This is a genomic window from Bradyrhizobium sp. 2TAF36 (assembly GCF_052114925.1).
In the GTDB taxonomy this organism is placed as follows: Bacteria; Pseudomonadota; Alphaproteobacteria; order Rhizobiales; family Xanthobacteraceae; genus Bradyrhizobium; species Bradyrhizobium barranii.
In genome coordinates, this window is the sequence record NZ_JBFRFR010000009.1 from 1 (window position 1) to 12,704 (window position 12,704).

The 12,704-nt window shown below is 60.4% G+C and carries 13 protein-coding genes; 3 read left to right on the forward strand and 10 right to left on the reverse strand.

Annotation, left to right across the window (positions count from 1 at the left end; genetic code table 11):
• Positions 1–260 precede the first annotated feature (260 nt).
• The 5 genes from AB4Z51_RS06295 to AB4Z51_RS06315 all read right to left on the reverse strand — a co-directional run bounded on the left by AB4Z51_RS06295 (position 261) and on the right by AB4Z51_RS06315 (position 4,394).
• Entirely contained in the window at positions 261–524 is a 264-nt protein-coding gene (locus AB4Z51_RS06295) for a hypothetical protein (RefSeq protein ID WP_085403292.1), read from the reverse strand.
• The gene (locus tag AB4Z51_RS06300) at positions 514–1,356 is read right to left on the reverse strand and encodes an enoyl-CoA hydratase-related protein (RefSeq protein ID WP_244623263.1); all 843 of its coding nucleotides are present in this window, start codon (positions 1,354–1,356) and stop codon (positions 514–516) included. The genes AB4Z51_RS06295 and AB4Z51_RS06300 overlap by 11 nt, the downstream gene beginning before the upstream one ends.
• Before the next feature lie 569 nt (positions 1,357–1,925).
• Positions 1,926–3,041, reverse strand: a complete 1,116-nt coding sequence (locus AB4Z51_RS06305) for a DUF2336 domain-containing protein (protein WP_085403290.1) — start codon at positions 3,039–3,041, stop codon at positions 1,926–1,928.
• 388 nt (positions 3,042–3,429) lie between these two features.
• Entirely contained in the window at positions 3,430–4,158 is a 729-nt protein-coding gene (locus AB4Z51_RS06310; protein WP_085403289.1) for a sulfite exporter TauE/SafE family protein, read from the reverse strand.
• A gap of 47 nt (positions 4,159–4,205) precedes the next feature.
• The gene (locus tag AB4Z51_RS06315; RefSeq protein ID WP_135215561.1) at positions 4,206–4,394 is read right to left on the reverse strand and encodes a hypothetical protein; all 189 of its coding nucleotides are present in this window, start codon (positions 4,392–4,394) and stop codon (positions 4,206–4,208) included.
• 464 nt (positions 4,395–4,858) lie between these two features.
• On the opposite strand from AB4Z51_RS06315, the gene AB4Z51_RS06320 reads away from it, so the two are divergent.
• From AB4Z51_RS06320 to AB4Z51_RS06330, 3 genes are all read left to right on the forward strand, one after another.
• On the forward strand, positions 4,859–7,963 hold the full coding sequence (locus AB4Z51_RS06320; protein WP_144030810.1) for an ATP-binding protein: 3,105 nt from the start codon (positions 4,859–4,861) through the stop codon (positions 7,961–7,963).
• Positions 7,964–8,722: 759 nt separating this feature from the next.
• Positions 8,723–9,184, forward strand: coding sequence for a universal stress protein (locus tag AB4Z51_RS06325; RefSeq protein WP_085403286.1), 462 nt, complete (start codon positions 8,723–8,725; stop codon positions 9,182–9,184).
• A gap of 95 nt (positions 9,185–9,279) precedes the next feature.
• Positions 9,280–9,408 (forward strand): hypothetical protein, encoded by a 129-nt coding sequence (locus AB4Z51_RS06330; RefSeq protein WP_256376431.1) that lies wholly within the window; start codon positions 9,280–9,282, stop codon positions 9,406–9,408.
• A 66-nt stretch (positions 9,409–9,474) separates the two neighbouring features.
• Here AB4Z51_RS06330 and AB4Z51_RS06335 read toward each other — a convergent pair whose 3' ends face one another.
• The 5 genes from AB4Z51_RS06335 to AB4Z51_RS06355 form a co-directional block, all read right to left on the reverse strand.
• Entirely contained in the window at positions 9,475–10,041 is a 567-nt protein-coding gene (locus tag AB4Z51_RS06335; RefSeq protein ID WP_085403285.1) for a DUF1697 domain-containing protein, read from the reverse strand.
• A 170-nt stretch (positions 10,042–10,211) separates the two neighbouring features.
• A complete protein-coding gene (locus AB4Z51_RS06340) occupies positions 10,212–10,484 on the reverse strand; it encodes a hypothetical protein (protein WP_085403331.1) in 273 nt (90 codons plus the stop codon).
• Between the two features lie 236 nt (positions 10,485–10,720).
• Positions 10,721–10,987 (reverse strand): DUF3551 domain-containing protein, encoded by a 267-nt coding sequence (locus AB4Z51_RS06345; RefSeq protein ID WP_085403284.1) that lies wholly within the window; start codon positions 10,985–10,987, stop codon positions 10,721–10,723.
• Positions 10,988–11,141: 154 nt separating this feature from the next.
• Positions 11,142–11,651: a DUF2867 domain-containing protein gene (locus tag AB4Z51_RS06350; protein WP_063985328.1), complete on the reverse strand. Its 510-nt coding sequence runs from the start codon at positions 11,649–11,651 to the stop codon at positions 11,142–11,144.
• 162 nt (positions 11,652–11,813) lie between these two features.
• A complete protein-coding gene (locus AB4Z51_RS06355) occupies positions 11,814–12,704 on the reverse strand; it encodes a sigma-70 family RNA polymerase sigma factor (RefSeq protein ID WP_441497170.1) in 891 nt (296 codons plus the stop codon).

Consider the following 12,704-nt stretch of genomic DNA (forward strand, 5'->3'; position numbering starts at 1 on the left):
CCCTCGTCGTCTACCCAATCCTCCAGACATTCCGGCAAGAGCGTCAGCTGGGATCTGTCCGCGCCTTCAACGAAGCGTCCCATCCACATCCCCCATCAGGAAACGGAGGAATCGTAACCGACTCGTGGCTTTTCACACAGCCAGGGTCAAAAACGGCGCTTGGGAAGTCGGCCGGTCACTTCCGGTCCGCCCCGATAAGCGGACCACTTCGCAGTTCGCTTGCAGTTCGCATTGGGGCCATCAGGAGAAGTAAGCCGTCCTCACTCGATCACTTCGTCGGTGCGGGCGAGGAGCCCTGGCGGTACAGCCACGTCGAGAGCCTTTGCCGTTTTGAGGTTGACTGCCAACCCCGTCCCGATGCACCCAACGACTTCTTTATCCAGCCCGCCGCCATCCCAATGAGGCGTGGCACGTCGCCCAACAGTCGAAGAGCGCCTGCCCTTCGGCGAGACTTGGTAGAACGAAATACGCTGGCGATACGCGAACGCAACACGACCGTCCGCGAGCTTGTTGTCACCGTCCATCGTAAACGGGTGGACGCTTTTGTGCCTCGGCATCACGGCCTTCCTGGAAATCCCTGGTCGTGAGCAGCGCACTATATTGGTCGCCGAGCTTAGCGAGCGCCGTCTGAGAGTCTTCGAGCGCCATATGGGAGGAGGCCAGGGACGTCTTAATCCCGAGAGGGCCGCATGCGGCGATCTTGTTGGCGATCTCGACAGCCTTCGCGAGAGCCGCATCTCGGTTTGGGGCCACTTCCTGAACCGTTCCCATCCGGAGGGCTTCCTTCGCACCCCAATGATCGCCTGTTAGAATGAACCGCATGGCATTTCCCCATCCGGCTTCTCTGGGGAAACGAACCGTTGCACCGCCTCCGGGAAAACGGCCGTGCGTATTCTCATCCTGACCGAACTCCGTGTCTTCCGACGCTACGCGTATGTCCGCTACAAGGAAAAGCTCGTGCGCCATATTCCAGGTGTCGCCATGCACCGCGACAACCAGAGGCTTCGTGAGCGCTGGCCCGGTCCGCCCCAGAGGGTCGATGAAGCCGGGCCCATCCATCATCTTTTTTCCCGACTGAGCGAATGCCTTGTAGGCATCGACATCGACACCTCTGGAGAAGCGGTCGCCATAGCCGAACAGAACCGCCGCACGGAGCGAGGGGTCCCGATCATACTCGTAGTATGCTCTCGCCACGCTTTCTGTCGCATCCGGATCCAGCCGGTTGTCGATGTAAGGCCGATTGATGCCAATCAGTACAATTTGGCCTCTGCGCTCGATGGTGATCTTCGTCTGCTGATCGTACGGGATGTCCGCCATAAGCCTGGACTGCGCAGCCTCGTCGGTTTGTGATGTCATCGACTTGTCTCCCGATTTCTGGGCCTGCAACGCAACCGTCCCGAAAAGAACGGCCACTACTCACCGCTATCGGTGCTGAAAGCTGTGGTGTTGAGCAACGCCAGGCATTGCCCCATAAGCCCTGTTGGCCCCATACCAGGGAGCCGCGCCGCCAGGGAGTTCGAGGCCCATTCTGCCTGCTGGCGTTAACTCGCAGTCGTTCAATATATCCCTATTGGGATATTGCGCCTGAAACGAAGCTGGATTTTGAGTCGCCCACGTCGGGCACTGGGCACTTGCAGAGGTTATCGCGCCAATCGACATCATCGCTGCAATAATGGAAGTCCTGAATCCAATCATAATCGTACTCCGAACGGTTGTTGTTTTCGTGCGGAGCGTTCGCGCTGGCTAGAATCGGCTGCTCTGTTGAAAGCGTTTCCTGCGAATTTTTTTGACAAGGATTAGCTAGGTATGCGCTTGGGAAAAGACACGCAGTGGAAAATCACAGCTGCGCGAACGGCAAATCGGCACGCTCACCATTGCGTGAGCCGCCCCCACATCCACGGATGTCTGACGTCGGGATTGCGGTCCTAGATCATGCGCCGAGGCTGTTGAAAGGAGCCGCCAAAAACCTCCTCCTTTCGCGTTCGGTAGATGGTGACGACCTCCCGGCACGCTTTGACATTCAACCGGTGGAAATCGATCTTCAATTGATCCAGCTCGCCAACGGTTATCCGGTAGTTGGCCGCGCCCAGGAACAGCAGCGCCATTGTGGTGGGCCATGAGAAATCGAGAGACTTGGCCAGGATCAACACCGGCTCGCGATCCTTCTCGATCAATGCCCGTTCCGCGACGTCTATTGGAAGCCCACAGAGCAACGACAGGGCAACGGTGGTCTCGTTGAACTTGAGAGAGTGAGCAAGCTCGAAGACCTTGTCTTCCGTCAATTCGCCTCTCTCGTGCAGTTTTGCCACCGTGCGTTTCGCCGTGAAGTAATCCTTCGACGCCGGGCCAAACCTGGCGTGAATGGCGCCGGTGACATCGACGACGACGCGATGGACCTGATTTTCGATATCCGGACGCTCCCTCTTCAGCTTTTGCCGCACCTCTTCAGAGGCTTTGGCGATCAACTGGTGGAAGAGATGTCGAGGAATATCCTTTCGAAGTCCTACCGATTCAGCGAGGATCGAATCCCCTTCCGACCGCCGCACCAGGTGCAGAAATCCGGATTTGGAGAGGTTCGCCCCGGCATTTGAAGCGACCGAGGTTACGACCTCGGGAGATCCGCGCACCACCAGGACATCGGTGACCGTTTCCGGGACCGTTTGCCGCTTGGAGATTGCAAGCAAATGTTGCTGGCTCTTGTTCTTGGCACACGCAATCAATGTCTCGGTGTCGAGGCGCTCCGACTGACTGAGAACCGGCCATGCGACATCGATGCAGTCGTCGCTTGCCATCTGCCGGGTCAACGCATAGGGCGCGTTTGAGCTGCATGCGAGCTTTCCCGCGAGCTTCGCCCGCGCGCTCGTTTCAATCTCTTGCGCGAGACGACCGATGACCTCACCGAACGTCCAGATCTGCTCCTCGGAATAAGTGCCGGCGATCAGGATGTCCGCCGCATGCCAGAGCGCCCGCAGACAACTCTCGGGATTTCCTCTCGCAACTGCTTCGTCCAACTCGGCCAAGAATGACGTGATAGCAGCCATTGATGCGCTCGCGGTTTGAAAATAATCGAACGACAAAAGCGGATTTCAAACGAATGGGCGATGACACCACTCCAGACCTGAACACGCCGTAAAATCATTCCCGCCGCCTCGGATCGGGCATAAGATTCGCCTAATCAGATCGATCGAATTTTAGGTAGTGCCTGACTTGGAGGAAGCGGACGCCGTCAACACCCGCCCAACGTAGCTGCACCCGCGAGGTCACGCGTTTTGACCAGCAGCAGCCTCCGGCAAGCGAAGGATACCTCGGCTGGGGCAGCAGCACCGCCCACCGAATGGTTCGGCTCACGCTTAAGGGATTACGGCGACAGTGCTACTGCGCGCCGTACTCGAATGGCTGAAATTGTAACTGGAGGCGCGACCGACGTAACTACAATACCAGCAACAGTCCCGAAACCAGCAAGATGCTGAGGATAATTCGCCGGAACAGCGCGTCATCGACGCAGCGAAAGACAAAAATCCCGAGCGCCGTTCCTGCAACGAGCGCCGGGATGCCGACGGCGAAGTCAACCAGGACCTTTGTCGACAGATCTCCTCGGATCAGCATGAGAACAAGTGCGAATATCTGCATGGCGGCGATGAAGGGTTGAACCATTCCGCGCTGTTCGGTTTTCGGCACGCCGTGGATGTCACACCATATGGTCGGTATTGCACCCGGCATTGCCGTCAACCCGCCGACAAAGCCTCCGCCGAAGCCGATCAATGCATTACGTCCCGCATTCATCTGCAGGCGATGAGAAAGCGCCGGCCGGAACAACGTGTAGGCCGCGTAGCAGGCGACGGCGAGACCAAAGCTCTCCCTGAAGATCCGGGCGTCTGCAGCTTGCAGCAACCACACGGCGATCGGAACGCCAAGCAATCCGCCGACGACCAGTCCCGAGCTCTGCTTCCAGCGGATGCTTTTTCTCAAGGCCCAAAGACCCGCGGCTTGCACGGTGATGCTGCAGGCCATCATCAGCGGGACCGCCTCCCGTGGCGGGAGAACGTGAAGGAGAATCGCGCCGGCCACCGCCGAAAAGGCAAAGCCCGCGAGGCCCGAGACGAAAGCGCCGCAAAACACGGCGATGCTGAGCAGGCAAAACGACGCCATGTCGCCCATGAGCTAACCCTTCGTGTCTGTCAAATCCTGGAATAGCGAGCTGGCGATCAGTCCCCGGACGACAGTCCGGGCGGCTCGGGCGGTGCCCCAGCATCGCTCTGGCGGGTCGACGTCAACATCGTGGCTGCAAGAATGTGAAAAATGACAACGCCGATGGCGATCGTTGCGAGCAGCGTATTCTCGCCCGGCGCCGAAATCCGAAGCTTGCGTTCGGACGGCTTTTCACTGACCGGCATTGTCTCGCCCTCCAACATCTGACCGAGAGGCAAACTGGGGCCACGCATTGTCGATCAGGTGGTAGTTCTGCCGAAGGGTGCGCTCTGCCTGCAGCCGTCGCGCATGGTGGAGCGCTTGAAGGAGGCGCCCAAACCAGCCTTCCTTTCGGGAAGACCCCGTGGAGGCGACAAACGAACTCGCTGAAATTGACGCATCGCCTCTGGGTGAAGCTCTGCCGTTAAACAATGGTACGGAGGATGCCACGAGCGACTGAAACATCTTGTGAAGCAACAACCCATAGAACACGCGGGTGAGACGCCGTGCCTTATCTTCCAAGCGCATGACACGAACACCTTGTGTGAGTGACCGGATACGGCTGGAAGTATCGAGCGGGACGCGGGGCCACGCTTTAAGGCGAGCTTAATTTGTTCTTATCGTTTCCTTGATTCTGAAGGGTGTGCTTGCTTTCGGGCCCGCGTACCGGTTGAATATCCGCCTTGCGCACACCTCCGAAGGCATTGTTTTGCTGTACCTATTTGACGAGTTTGTCCTCGACACCGACCGGCGGGAATTGCGCCGTGACGGACGTACGATCCCGTTGCAGCCCCAGGTTTTTGACGTCCTCGAATATCTGATCCGCCACCGCGCCCGGGTGGTGACCAAGGACGATCTGATCAGTGCAATCTGGGGCGGGCGCATCGTCTCGGAGTCGGCGCTCACCACCCGCATCAACGCAGCCCGTACCGGAATAGGCGATTCCGGCGAGGCGCAGCGGCTGATCAAGACTTTGCCGCGCAAAGGCGTCCGCTTTATCGGCACGGTGCGGGAAGCGGCCAGGGAGGTCGAGAACGCGGTCGTACCTCTGAAAACCGAAATCTCCACCCCGGTGGTCGGCCGGACCCCCTCCTTCGAGACGATCGACCAGATGACGCGGCACGTCCTGTCCGGCAAACGGCAGATGGCTTTTGTCACCGGAGAAGCCGGGATCGGCAAGACGGCCTTCATCGCCAAGGCGCTCGAGCAGCTGACGGAACAGGGCTTCGATCAGCTCTATGGGCGCTGCACCGAACGGTTCGGAACCGACGAAGTCTTTCTTCCACTCATCGATGCGCTGGTGAGCCGCTATCGCGCAAACGGCCCGGAACTGATTTCGGCAGTTCGCGCCCACGCACCCACCTGGATCCTGCAATTGCCAGGCGTCATCGACGCATCGGAACGCGCGGCTTTCCAGGACGAAGTGTTCGGCGCGACGCGCGAACGGATGCTGCGCGAATTCTGCGATCTTCTGGAAGCGCTGAGCCTCGACCGCCCCTGGGTTCTTGTTCTCGAAGATCTGCACTGGAGCGACTTCGCGACACTCGACGTCCTGTCTCGGTTCGCACGCGGGAACGGCAACGCGCGCGTGCTGGTCCTCTGCTCCTATCGTCCGGCCGACAGTTCCGTCGGCGGGCATCCCATCCCTCGCCTGCACCGGGACCTCGAGATTCACGGATACTGCAGCGAATTGCGCCTCGATCGGTTGTCGCGTCCGGAGGTCGAGCGTTACCTGGCATTGCGCTTCGGCGACGAGCAGCTTGCCTCCAGCCTGTCAAAGCCGGTATTCGAGCGAACGCTGGGACATCCGTTGTTTGTTGCCACGCTGCTCAAGCACTTGATCGACCAGGAGTCGATCATCGAAATTGACGACGGATGGCGCCTGTCCTCACAGGCGGCATTTGCGCAAGACCGCATTCCGGACAGCCTCGTGAACATGATCGGCCACGAGCTCGATCGCCTCACCGACAACGAGCGGCGTCTGCTCGACGTCGCCAGCGTTGCCGGCGAGGAATTTTCTGCGGCCCTCGTTGCGGCCGGTCTGTCCGACGATGCGATCGACGTCGAAAGGGACATCGAAGCGTCGATCCGGAAGGATCAAATCCTCGCTCGGTCAGGGGTTTCCGAGTGGCCCGATGGCACATATTCGGGCTGCTACGCTTTCCGTCACATTCTCTATCAGAACATCATCTACCAGAATCTGCCGCCGGGGCGCCGCGCACAAACGCACAAGCGCCTGGGCAAGAGGCTGGAGGAGGCCTATGCCGGCCGCACCCCTGAAATAGCGCCTGCGCTCGCACTTCACTTTGAGCAGGGTCGCGACTTTCCGAGCGCGTTGCGTTACCTCCGGGAAGCGGCAAAGAACTCGACGAAACGCCTCGGCCACGCGGAGGCCGCAAGCTATCTCACCCGCGCGCTTGGCATACTCGATCGTTTCGATGCTGCCGACAAATTCTCGACCCGCGTCGCTCTTCTGCGGGAGCGAAGCTGGGCTCTTCGCTCGTGCGGCGACCTCGCCGGCTCCATCCGTGATCTGCGAGACATGATTGCCTGCGCCGAACAAGCGGGCGAGATCAAGCAACAGCTCAACGGCCTTACGGCTGTGAGCAGCCTCTGCTTGCGCGTGGATCGCCACGCCTGCCTTGAGGCCGCTGAAGATGTGCTGTCGCGAAGCCAGGCGCTGGCGGACGACACATTCAAGGCTCTGGTCCAGGGCAGCAGCGCGAGCGTCAACCTGTTCCTCAACGGCTGGCGCAAACAGGACGCCACGCTCTGCGACAGGGCGATCGAGCTGAGCGCGAATGCCACGCATTATGGCATCCTGATCAGGCGCAATGGAATATCCGGTATCGTCGATTGCTGGAGGTCGCGGTACCAGGAGTGCCGCCGCGCCGGCACGGAAGGCAAGCGGTTGGCCCGTCTGGCCGGCGACGTCTACACTTTTGTTCTGTTCAACGTTCTTGAGTCGATCGCGCTTATTCATCTGGGCGAGTGGCGCGAGTTGCGACTTGAAATCACGGCCGGCCTCGAACTGGCCGTCAGGAACGCGAACGGCCCCAGCAGCGCATTGTGCCGGCTGACGCTTGCGTGGTTGCACGTCGAAGCGATGGACTTTGATGGAGCCCGTGAGCTCTGCGAAAGCGTCGACGATAGTCTGCTGGTCGGAGATCAGTCGACCTACTTCCACAAGCGGGCCGTCCTTGCCAAGGCCTATGTCGGGCTGAACGACCCGTCGGGAGCTCGCAGGCAATTTGATGACATCGAGCGCCGCAGGCATGAAGAAGGCATCGATATCGAGTTTACCGCCGCGACGCAGGTGTATCATTGTCTCGGCGAATATTACCTGCAGGTTGACGACTTTACGCAGGCTGAGAGCTGTGCGCGCCAGCTCCACGACTATGTGGCCACGGCTCCGGATCTCAATCACCTGGCCCAGGCCCACGGACTGCTCGCCCGTACTGCGCTTGCCATGGGCAATTCAGCGGAGGCTCAGTTGCAGCTGTCCCGCGCGCTGGAGATCGTCGACAGCGCCGACTTCCCGATTGCTTCCTGGCGGGTGTACCGCACGGCCGCCGAGATCTTCGCGAAGTACGGCGACGTCGACAGAGCGGCGACGTATCGCATGCGATTTGTCGAGACCGTCCGAAGGCTCGCGCAAAATTTCGAACCCGGGGATCGGCTGCACAAGAGCCTGCTCGCCATGTTGGCGACGCGAACAGCGCAACTGGAAGCAATGACCTCTCTGCCTTCGCGGCCCGACAGTGCACGCCATTGACCCGATCCGCCTCGACACGCATGGCGGCCAGGTCTGCAATCTACCGATCGGTCGGCCGAAATGGCGATAAACTGTGCGGCAAGTTGCGATGAAAATGGCCAAGCTACTTTGAGCTTCGGCGCCGCGCGCCAATCCTTGCGAACGCCGGCGAGGTCCGCTGCTCAGCATATCATGGGGTTATCCCCGTGGTCGCAAACTCCACCCGGTTGATCCGAGGGCACTGGCGCAAATGCGTGGTAGGCCGGCGCAGCGATCGATCGCTCGAAGCGGGAGCTCGCCCCCACGCCCTGTTCGGTGTGCCGATCGCCAGTGCGGTGCTCACGCGCCTGGAGCGGCGTGCTGAAGATTGCGGTGACGACCAGTCCGGTCAACAACGCCTTGGACAGGACTGATCCGACGAGATTTTTGAATGGTGTCATCGTGGTGGTTCCTTTCGTTTGGGGGATCCCCCGCGAGGCAAGAGATCCGATCCACCACCCTTAGACGTGCGTTGTCGCGCGCTTATTCCCAAGTCACAACGTAGTTTCCGAGGCGCGTACAATCTTCTCGGACACGAGACAGAGCTCTACGCCAGATTCGGTTGCCTGCATCGAACGTGAATAAAAGTTTAGTTAGCCGAGAGCCGGGCGCGTCCACGCGGTGCGAGGCGAACCTTGTTGAGGCTGTGACGGCGAGACCGAAAACGCGGATGGACCCACGGCGCGTATGAGATCATATTACCCAGGCATCACTTTGTTCGAAGAGCAAAGGATTAATCGAATGTACGCCAACATTCTCTTGAGCACGGACGGATCGGACGTCGCGCGAAAAGGCGTTGAGCATGGCATTGCCCTGGCGAAGGCGTTGAACGCCAGGCTGACGATCATCACTGTGACGGAAGCGCTGCCGGTCGACTATGGGAGCGGACACGCCTCGGGATGGATTCCGACCCAGGAGGAGGTTGACAGCTATGACGCAGCCTGCAAAGCCCGTGCAGGCAAAGTGCTCGATGAAGCGCGCGCCATGTCGGAGCAGATCGGCACGCCTGCGGAACTCCTGCACGTTCCGAATGCGCACCCGGCGACTGCGATCATTGAAACAGCAGAGTCGAGAGGCTGCGACTTGATCGTCATGGCCTCTCATGGGCGTCGCGGCCTCAGGAAGCTGTTTCTGGGCAGCCAGACATCCGAGGTCCTGGTGTACGGAAGCGTGCCGGTGCTGGTCGTGCCAAAACCGGCATAGTGCAGGGCTTACCCGACGCCACTCGGCTGTTCTGCCGGGCGAGCCCAACCGAAACAAGGCGCCAATCGACCGCTCTCACGCGGCAGGAGAATTTTATGGTCAGTGAAAAAGGCCCGAACATCAAAAAGAAGCAGAAATGCAAAAATTGCGAGGGCAAAGGCTTGCTCAAGAAGGGCGAGAAGGTGGTGAAGTGCCAGCGCTGCAAGGGCACGGGGGTGCGGTGATGTTGAGTTGATGACCGCTCTATTCCCGGGGGATTGAGATGACAGTGCACTTCCAAGCAATCGATTTTATTTTTGATCAGCCCGGCTGGATCGGACCGAAGTCACGGCGTCACCGATTCGCCTTAGCGTATTCGTGTTGCGCAACGTGCCGACGCCCTTCAGGCGCCCCGCGCCTAACGCCGAAAGCAAACGCGATCGCGCTGGATCGCCCGTAAAATGGATCCAGAGATCGCCGCCGGCGACGGCTATYCGTTCATCGCTGACATAGCGTGCGAGGGCGTTTTCGCCACCTTTCGGGATTGGACTGCGCATCACGCGAACGGCGACCCTTTGCGGATCAGCGGTCGCTTCGGCACGAAACGGGTTTGCGCGTAGCAGGCGTCGCCACGCGTCAGCGTTGCGAACGATGATTGCGACATGCTTGCCGAACCGCACGTTGAAGGCCGCTTCGAGATTTTCTTCCAACTCGGAAATCGACGCCTTGTCGCTGTCAAACGTCAGATTTCCCGTCGCGCCGATGGTTCTGGGGTCGTGGAGGCCGAGGCCTTGCGCCATGGCACGCAGCTCGGCCATCGCCAATCGCCGGCCGAGCGGGAGAACCACACTGTAAAGCAGGGCCACGTAGGTCGTCATCGTTGGATGGCTCTCGTTCTCGGTCGGCTATCCTGACCAGCTTTATCGTTCACAACGTCAAATATCTTACGGGGTGCAGTCAAGCACTGTCACCGTAGTAGCCCGCACCATGAAGCCACTGGTATTCCGGCCGGCAACATCAAGCTTCGTGCGGTATTCTGGGCGATCCATCACAGAAAGGTCGTGAGCTCATAAGCCAGCACGGCTCCGCCAAGACAGCGCCGCCATGGGTTCACCCCGCGGAAAATCTCGTCGAGGGCCCAAACGATGAGGCCGCCTTTGAACACGATGTCCAGGGCAATAGCGGCATTGCCCGGCGGCTGCCAGATCCAGCGCAGGGCACCGGCCACGATGACGACCCAGAGAACGAGGTTGGGGGCCTGGGCGATCGTGATGTCACCGGTTTCGCGATTCCGAAAGAACCATTGCAGGAACCTGGACATGATCGCGCTCGCCTCTCCGATCGCGAAGATTATCGAGTACTCCGGTCGCCGCGATTCCCGATGTTTGCGATCGAGGGCCGCATCGGGTCTTTCGCGGTTTCGGGAGATGACGACGACAGCGCTGGATTGCTCGCCATCGACGGGCAGCCTATGCGTCCCGACGCATTGCGGCTGCTTCGGTGGAGCAGCCACATCGAACAAGGGCGCCGTCGCCGGCGCCCTTCATCGCTTGCCGCTCAATCCCGGCTGCGATGCAGCACGTGCCGTTGCTGCTGCGGCGCGTAGGCCCGCATCGGGTTGATACCGCAGCTCTCGTTGGTGCCGCTCGCGGTGGCGCGGCACTGCTCATAGGTGGAAAACTCGCAATTGCCGGGGTAGCCCGATTGGCGGCCCTGCAGGCAATAATTGTCTTGCACCTCGGTTGCGGACGCGGCGGTAGAGGATGCCGCGACGGTCAAGGTGGAAACGGCCGCAAGGACGGCGATGGCAAGATGACGATGCATGAGGGAACTCCTGTGTAGCGCTCGCCGGATGCGAGGACTCTCGTAAGCTAACGTTTGAGATCTCGAATACTTCGCAGCCGGAGAGATTAAATCGCTGTTATGTGCCACAGGGGCGGCACGCCCGTGCTCCGCTCTTGCGCCGCGGCGCGCGACCTTACAGTTCAGCTGGCCAGCCCGATCGCTCGGCTCGACGCAAGGACGACTTTACGATCAGGCGATGGAAGGGCGCGATTCCCGCGATATAGGCCCGCCCTCCCAAATGATTGAAGGTCACGACCGTTGTGGCGACAAGTCGGCGGCACAAGGCGGACTCTTCAACCAAAACGGACAAACGGAAGTCGAGATGGCGATCGTCCTCGCCAAGGATAATCTCATGACGACGCCGATCGTAGACCCGAAAGAAATCGATCCTGTCGGTCGCAACGTCATCGCGCAAGTCAGACGATGTCTTAAGACCGAACCCCGCAACCAAAGTGTCCCTTAGAGCCACCAGCCAGCCAACCCACCGCGCCTGACCCATAAGCATATGGGTGGCGAGGCGCTCGGCGTCGCCCGTCGCATGGCTCGGCAGATCGATCGCGAATGCGTCAGCGAAGCCCGCCTTGGCGTAGAGCGGCTTGAGCACCGAACGCTGCGGCAAATCCACTCGAGCAACGCGCGCCATAGATGTTCTGCCCGGACTGAATGGAAGCGAAGAGGCGGTGGAGACCAATAGCACCGGCGGGGCGCTCCAACAAGCGGCGAGGCCCCCGGGCAAGTCGATGCCCCCTCCCCACTCAGCGGTCATTGAAACTGAAGCGCGGACCACGCTGCCGGCCACGCCCACTCACCCTCCATCCACTACGCACTCCGCACCATCGATAACGTAGGCTGCGTGACGAAAATCCCTGATGATGGCGAGCTTGTCGGCGGACCAGTTCAACAGCATGAAATATTTCGCCCGCCCGCTCGGCTCATTCGGATCGAACACCAGGATCGCGGGACGTCCGTCGACCTGCCCCGTCACCAGGTGCCAGTCGCTGATCTTCGAATAATTGCCGAAATAGCGCGACACCTCGGCCTTGCCGTTCAGCCTGGTGCGGTTGATGAGCTCGAGCCTGACGTCATCGGCGATCATGGCGCGGATCGCGTCGAAGTCGCGCGCATTGAAATGGCCGACATAGGCGTTGAGCCGCGTGCGATCGGCCTCCGACAGGCCTGGCTGCGGCACATCGTCAGGCTCCTCGGCGAACTCACGCAGCTGCGTGCGCCCGCGATGCAGCGCGGCCTTCACCGCCGGCAGGCTGAAATCCATGATGTCGCAGACCTCGGCAAGCGAGCAGCCGAGCACGTCCATCAGGATCACGCTGGACCGCTGCGCCACCGGCAGCCGCATGAAGGTGCGCAGGCTGGTCGCAGCGATCTGGCGGCTTTCCACATCATCGAGCTGGTCGGCAATCATCTCCACCTCCTCAGCCGAATGAAGCGCCTCCTGTCGGTTGCGGCGGCGCAGGAAATCCAGCGCGGTGTTGTGCGCGATGCGGAACAGCCAGCCCTCCGTATTGACGACGGGCGTGACCGATTGCAGCGCTCCCATCGCCTTGATCAGCGCATCCTGCAGCACATCCTCACCGTCGATGACCGAGCCGACCATGCGCGCGCAGTAGCGATGCAGCTTCGGCCGCATCTGCGCCAGCAGCGCCTCGATATCGATGGTGGCCGGTGGCTCTGGCGCCAT

Excerpts from the sequence above, each read along its gene's own strand:
- AB4Z51_RS06310 (WP_085403289.1), bottom strand. The coding sequence starts at position 4,158 with ATGGGCGACATGGCGTCGTTTTGCCTGCTCAGCATCGCCGTGTTTTGC.
- AB4Z51_RS06345 (WP_085403284.1), bottom strand. The coding sequence starts at position 10,987 with ATGCATCGTCATCTTGCCATCGCCGTCCTTGCGGCCGTTTCCACCTTG.
- AB4Z51_RS06315 (WP_135215561.1), bottom strand. The coding sequence starts at position 4,394 with ATGCCGGTCAGTGAAAAGCCGTCCGAACGCAAGCTTCGGATTTCGGCG.
- AB4Z51_RS06300 (WP_244623263.1), bottom strand. The coding sequence starts at position 1,356 with ATGACATCACAAACCGACGAGGCTGCGCAGTCCAGGCTTATGGCGGAC.
- AB4Z51_RS06325 (WP_085403286.1), top strand. The coding sequence starts at position 8,723 with ATGTACGCCAACATTCTCTTGAGCACGGACGGATCGGACGTCGCGCGA.
- AB4Z51_RS06340 (WP_085403331.1), bottom strand. The coding sequence starts at position 10,484 with ATGTCCAGGTTCCTGCAATGGTTCTTTCGGAATCGCGAAACCGGTGAC.
- AB4Z51_RS06355 (WP_441497170.1), bottom strand. The coding sequence starts at position 12,704 with ATGGCGCCAGAGCCACCGGCCACCATCGATATCGAGGCGCTGCTGGCG.
- AB4Z51_RS06295 (WP_085403292.1), bottom strand. The coding sequence starts at position 524 with ATGGACGGTGACAACAAGCTCGCGGACGGTCGTGTTGCGTTCGCGTAT.
- AB4Z51_RS06330 (WP_256376431.1), top strand. The coding sequence starts at position 9,280 with ATGGTCAGTGAAAAAGGCCCGAACATCAAAAAGAAGCAGAAATGCAAA.
- AB4Z51_RS06350 (WP_063985328.1), bottom strand. The coding sequence starts at position 11,651 with ATGGCGCGCGTTGCTCGAGTGGATTTGCCGCAGCGTTCGGTGCTCAAG.
- AB4Z51_RS06305 (WP_085403290.1), bottom strand. The coding sequence starts at position 3,041 with ATGGCTGCTATCACGTCATTCTTGGCCGAGTTGGACGAAGCAGTTGCG.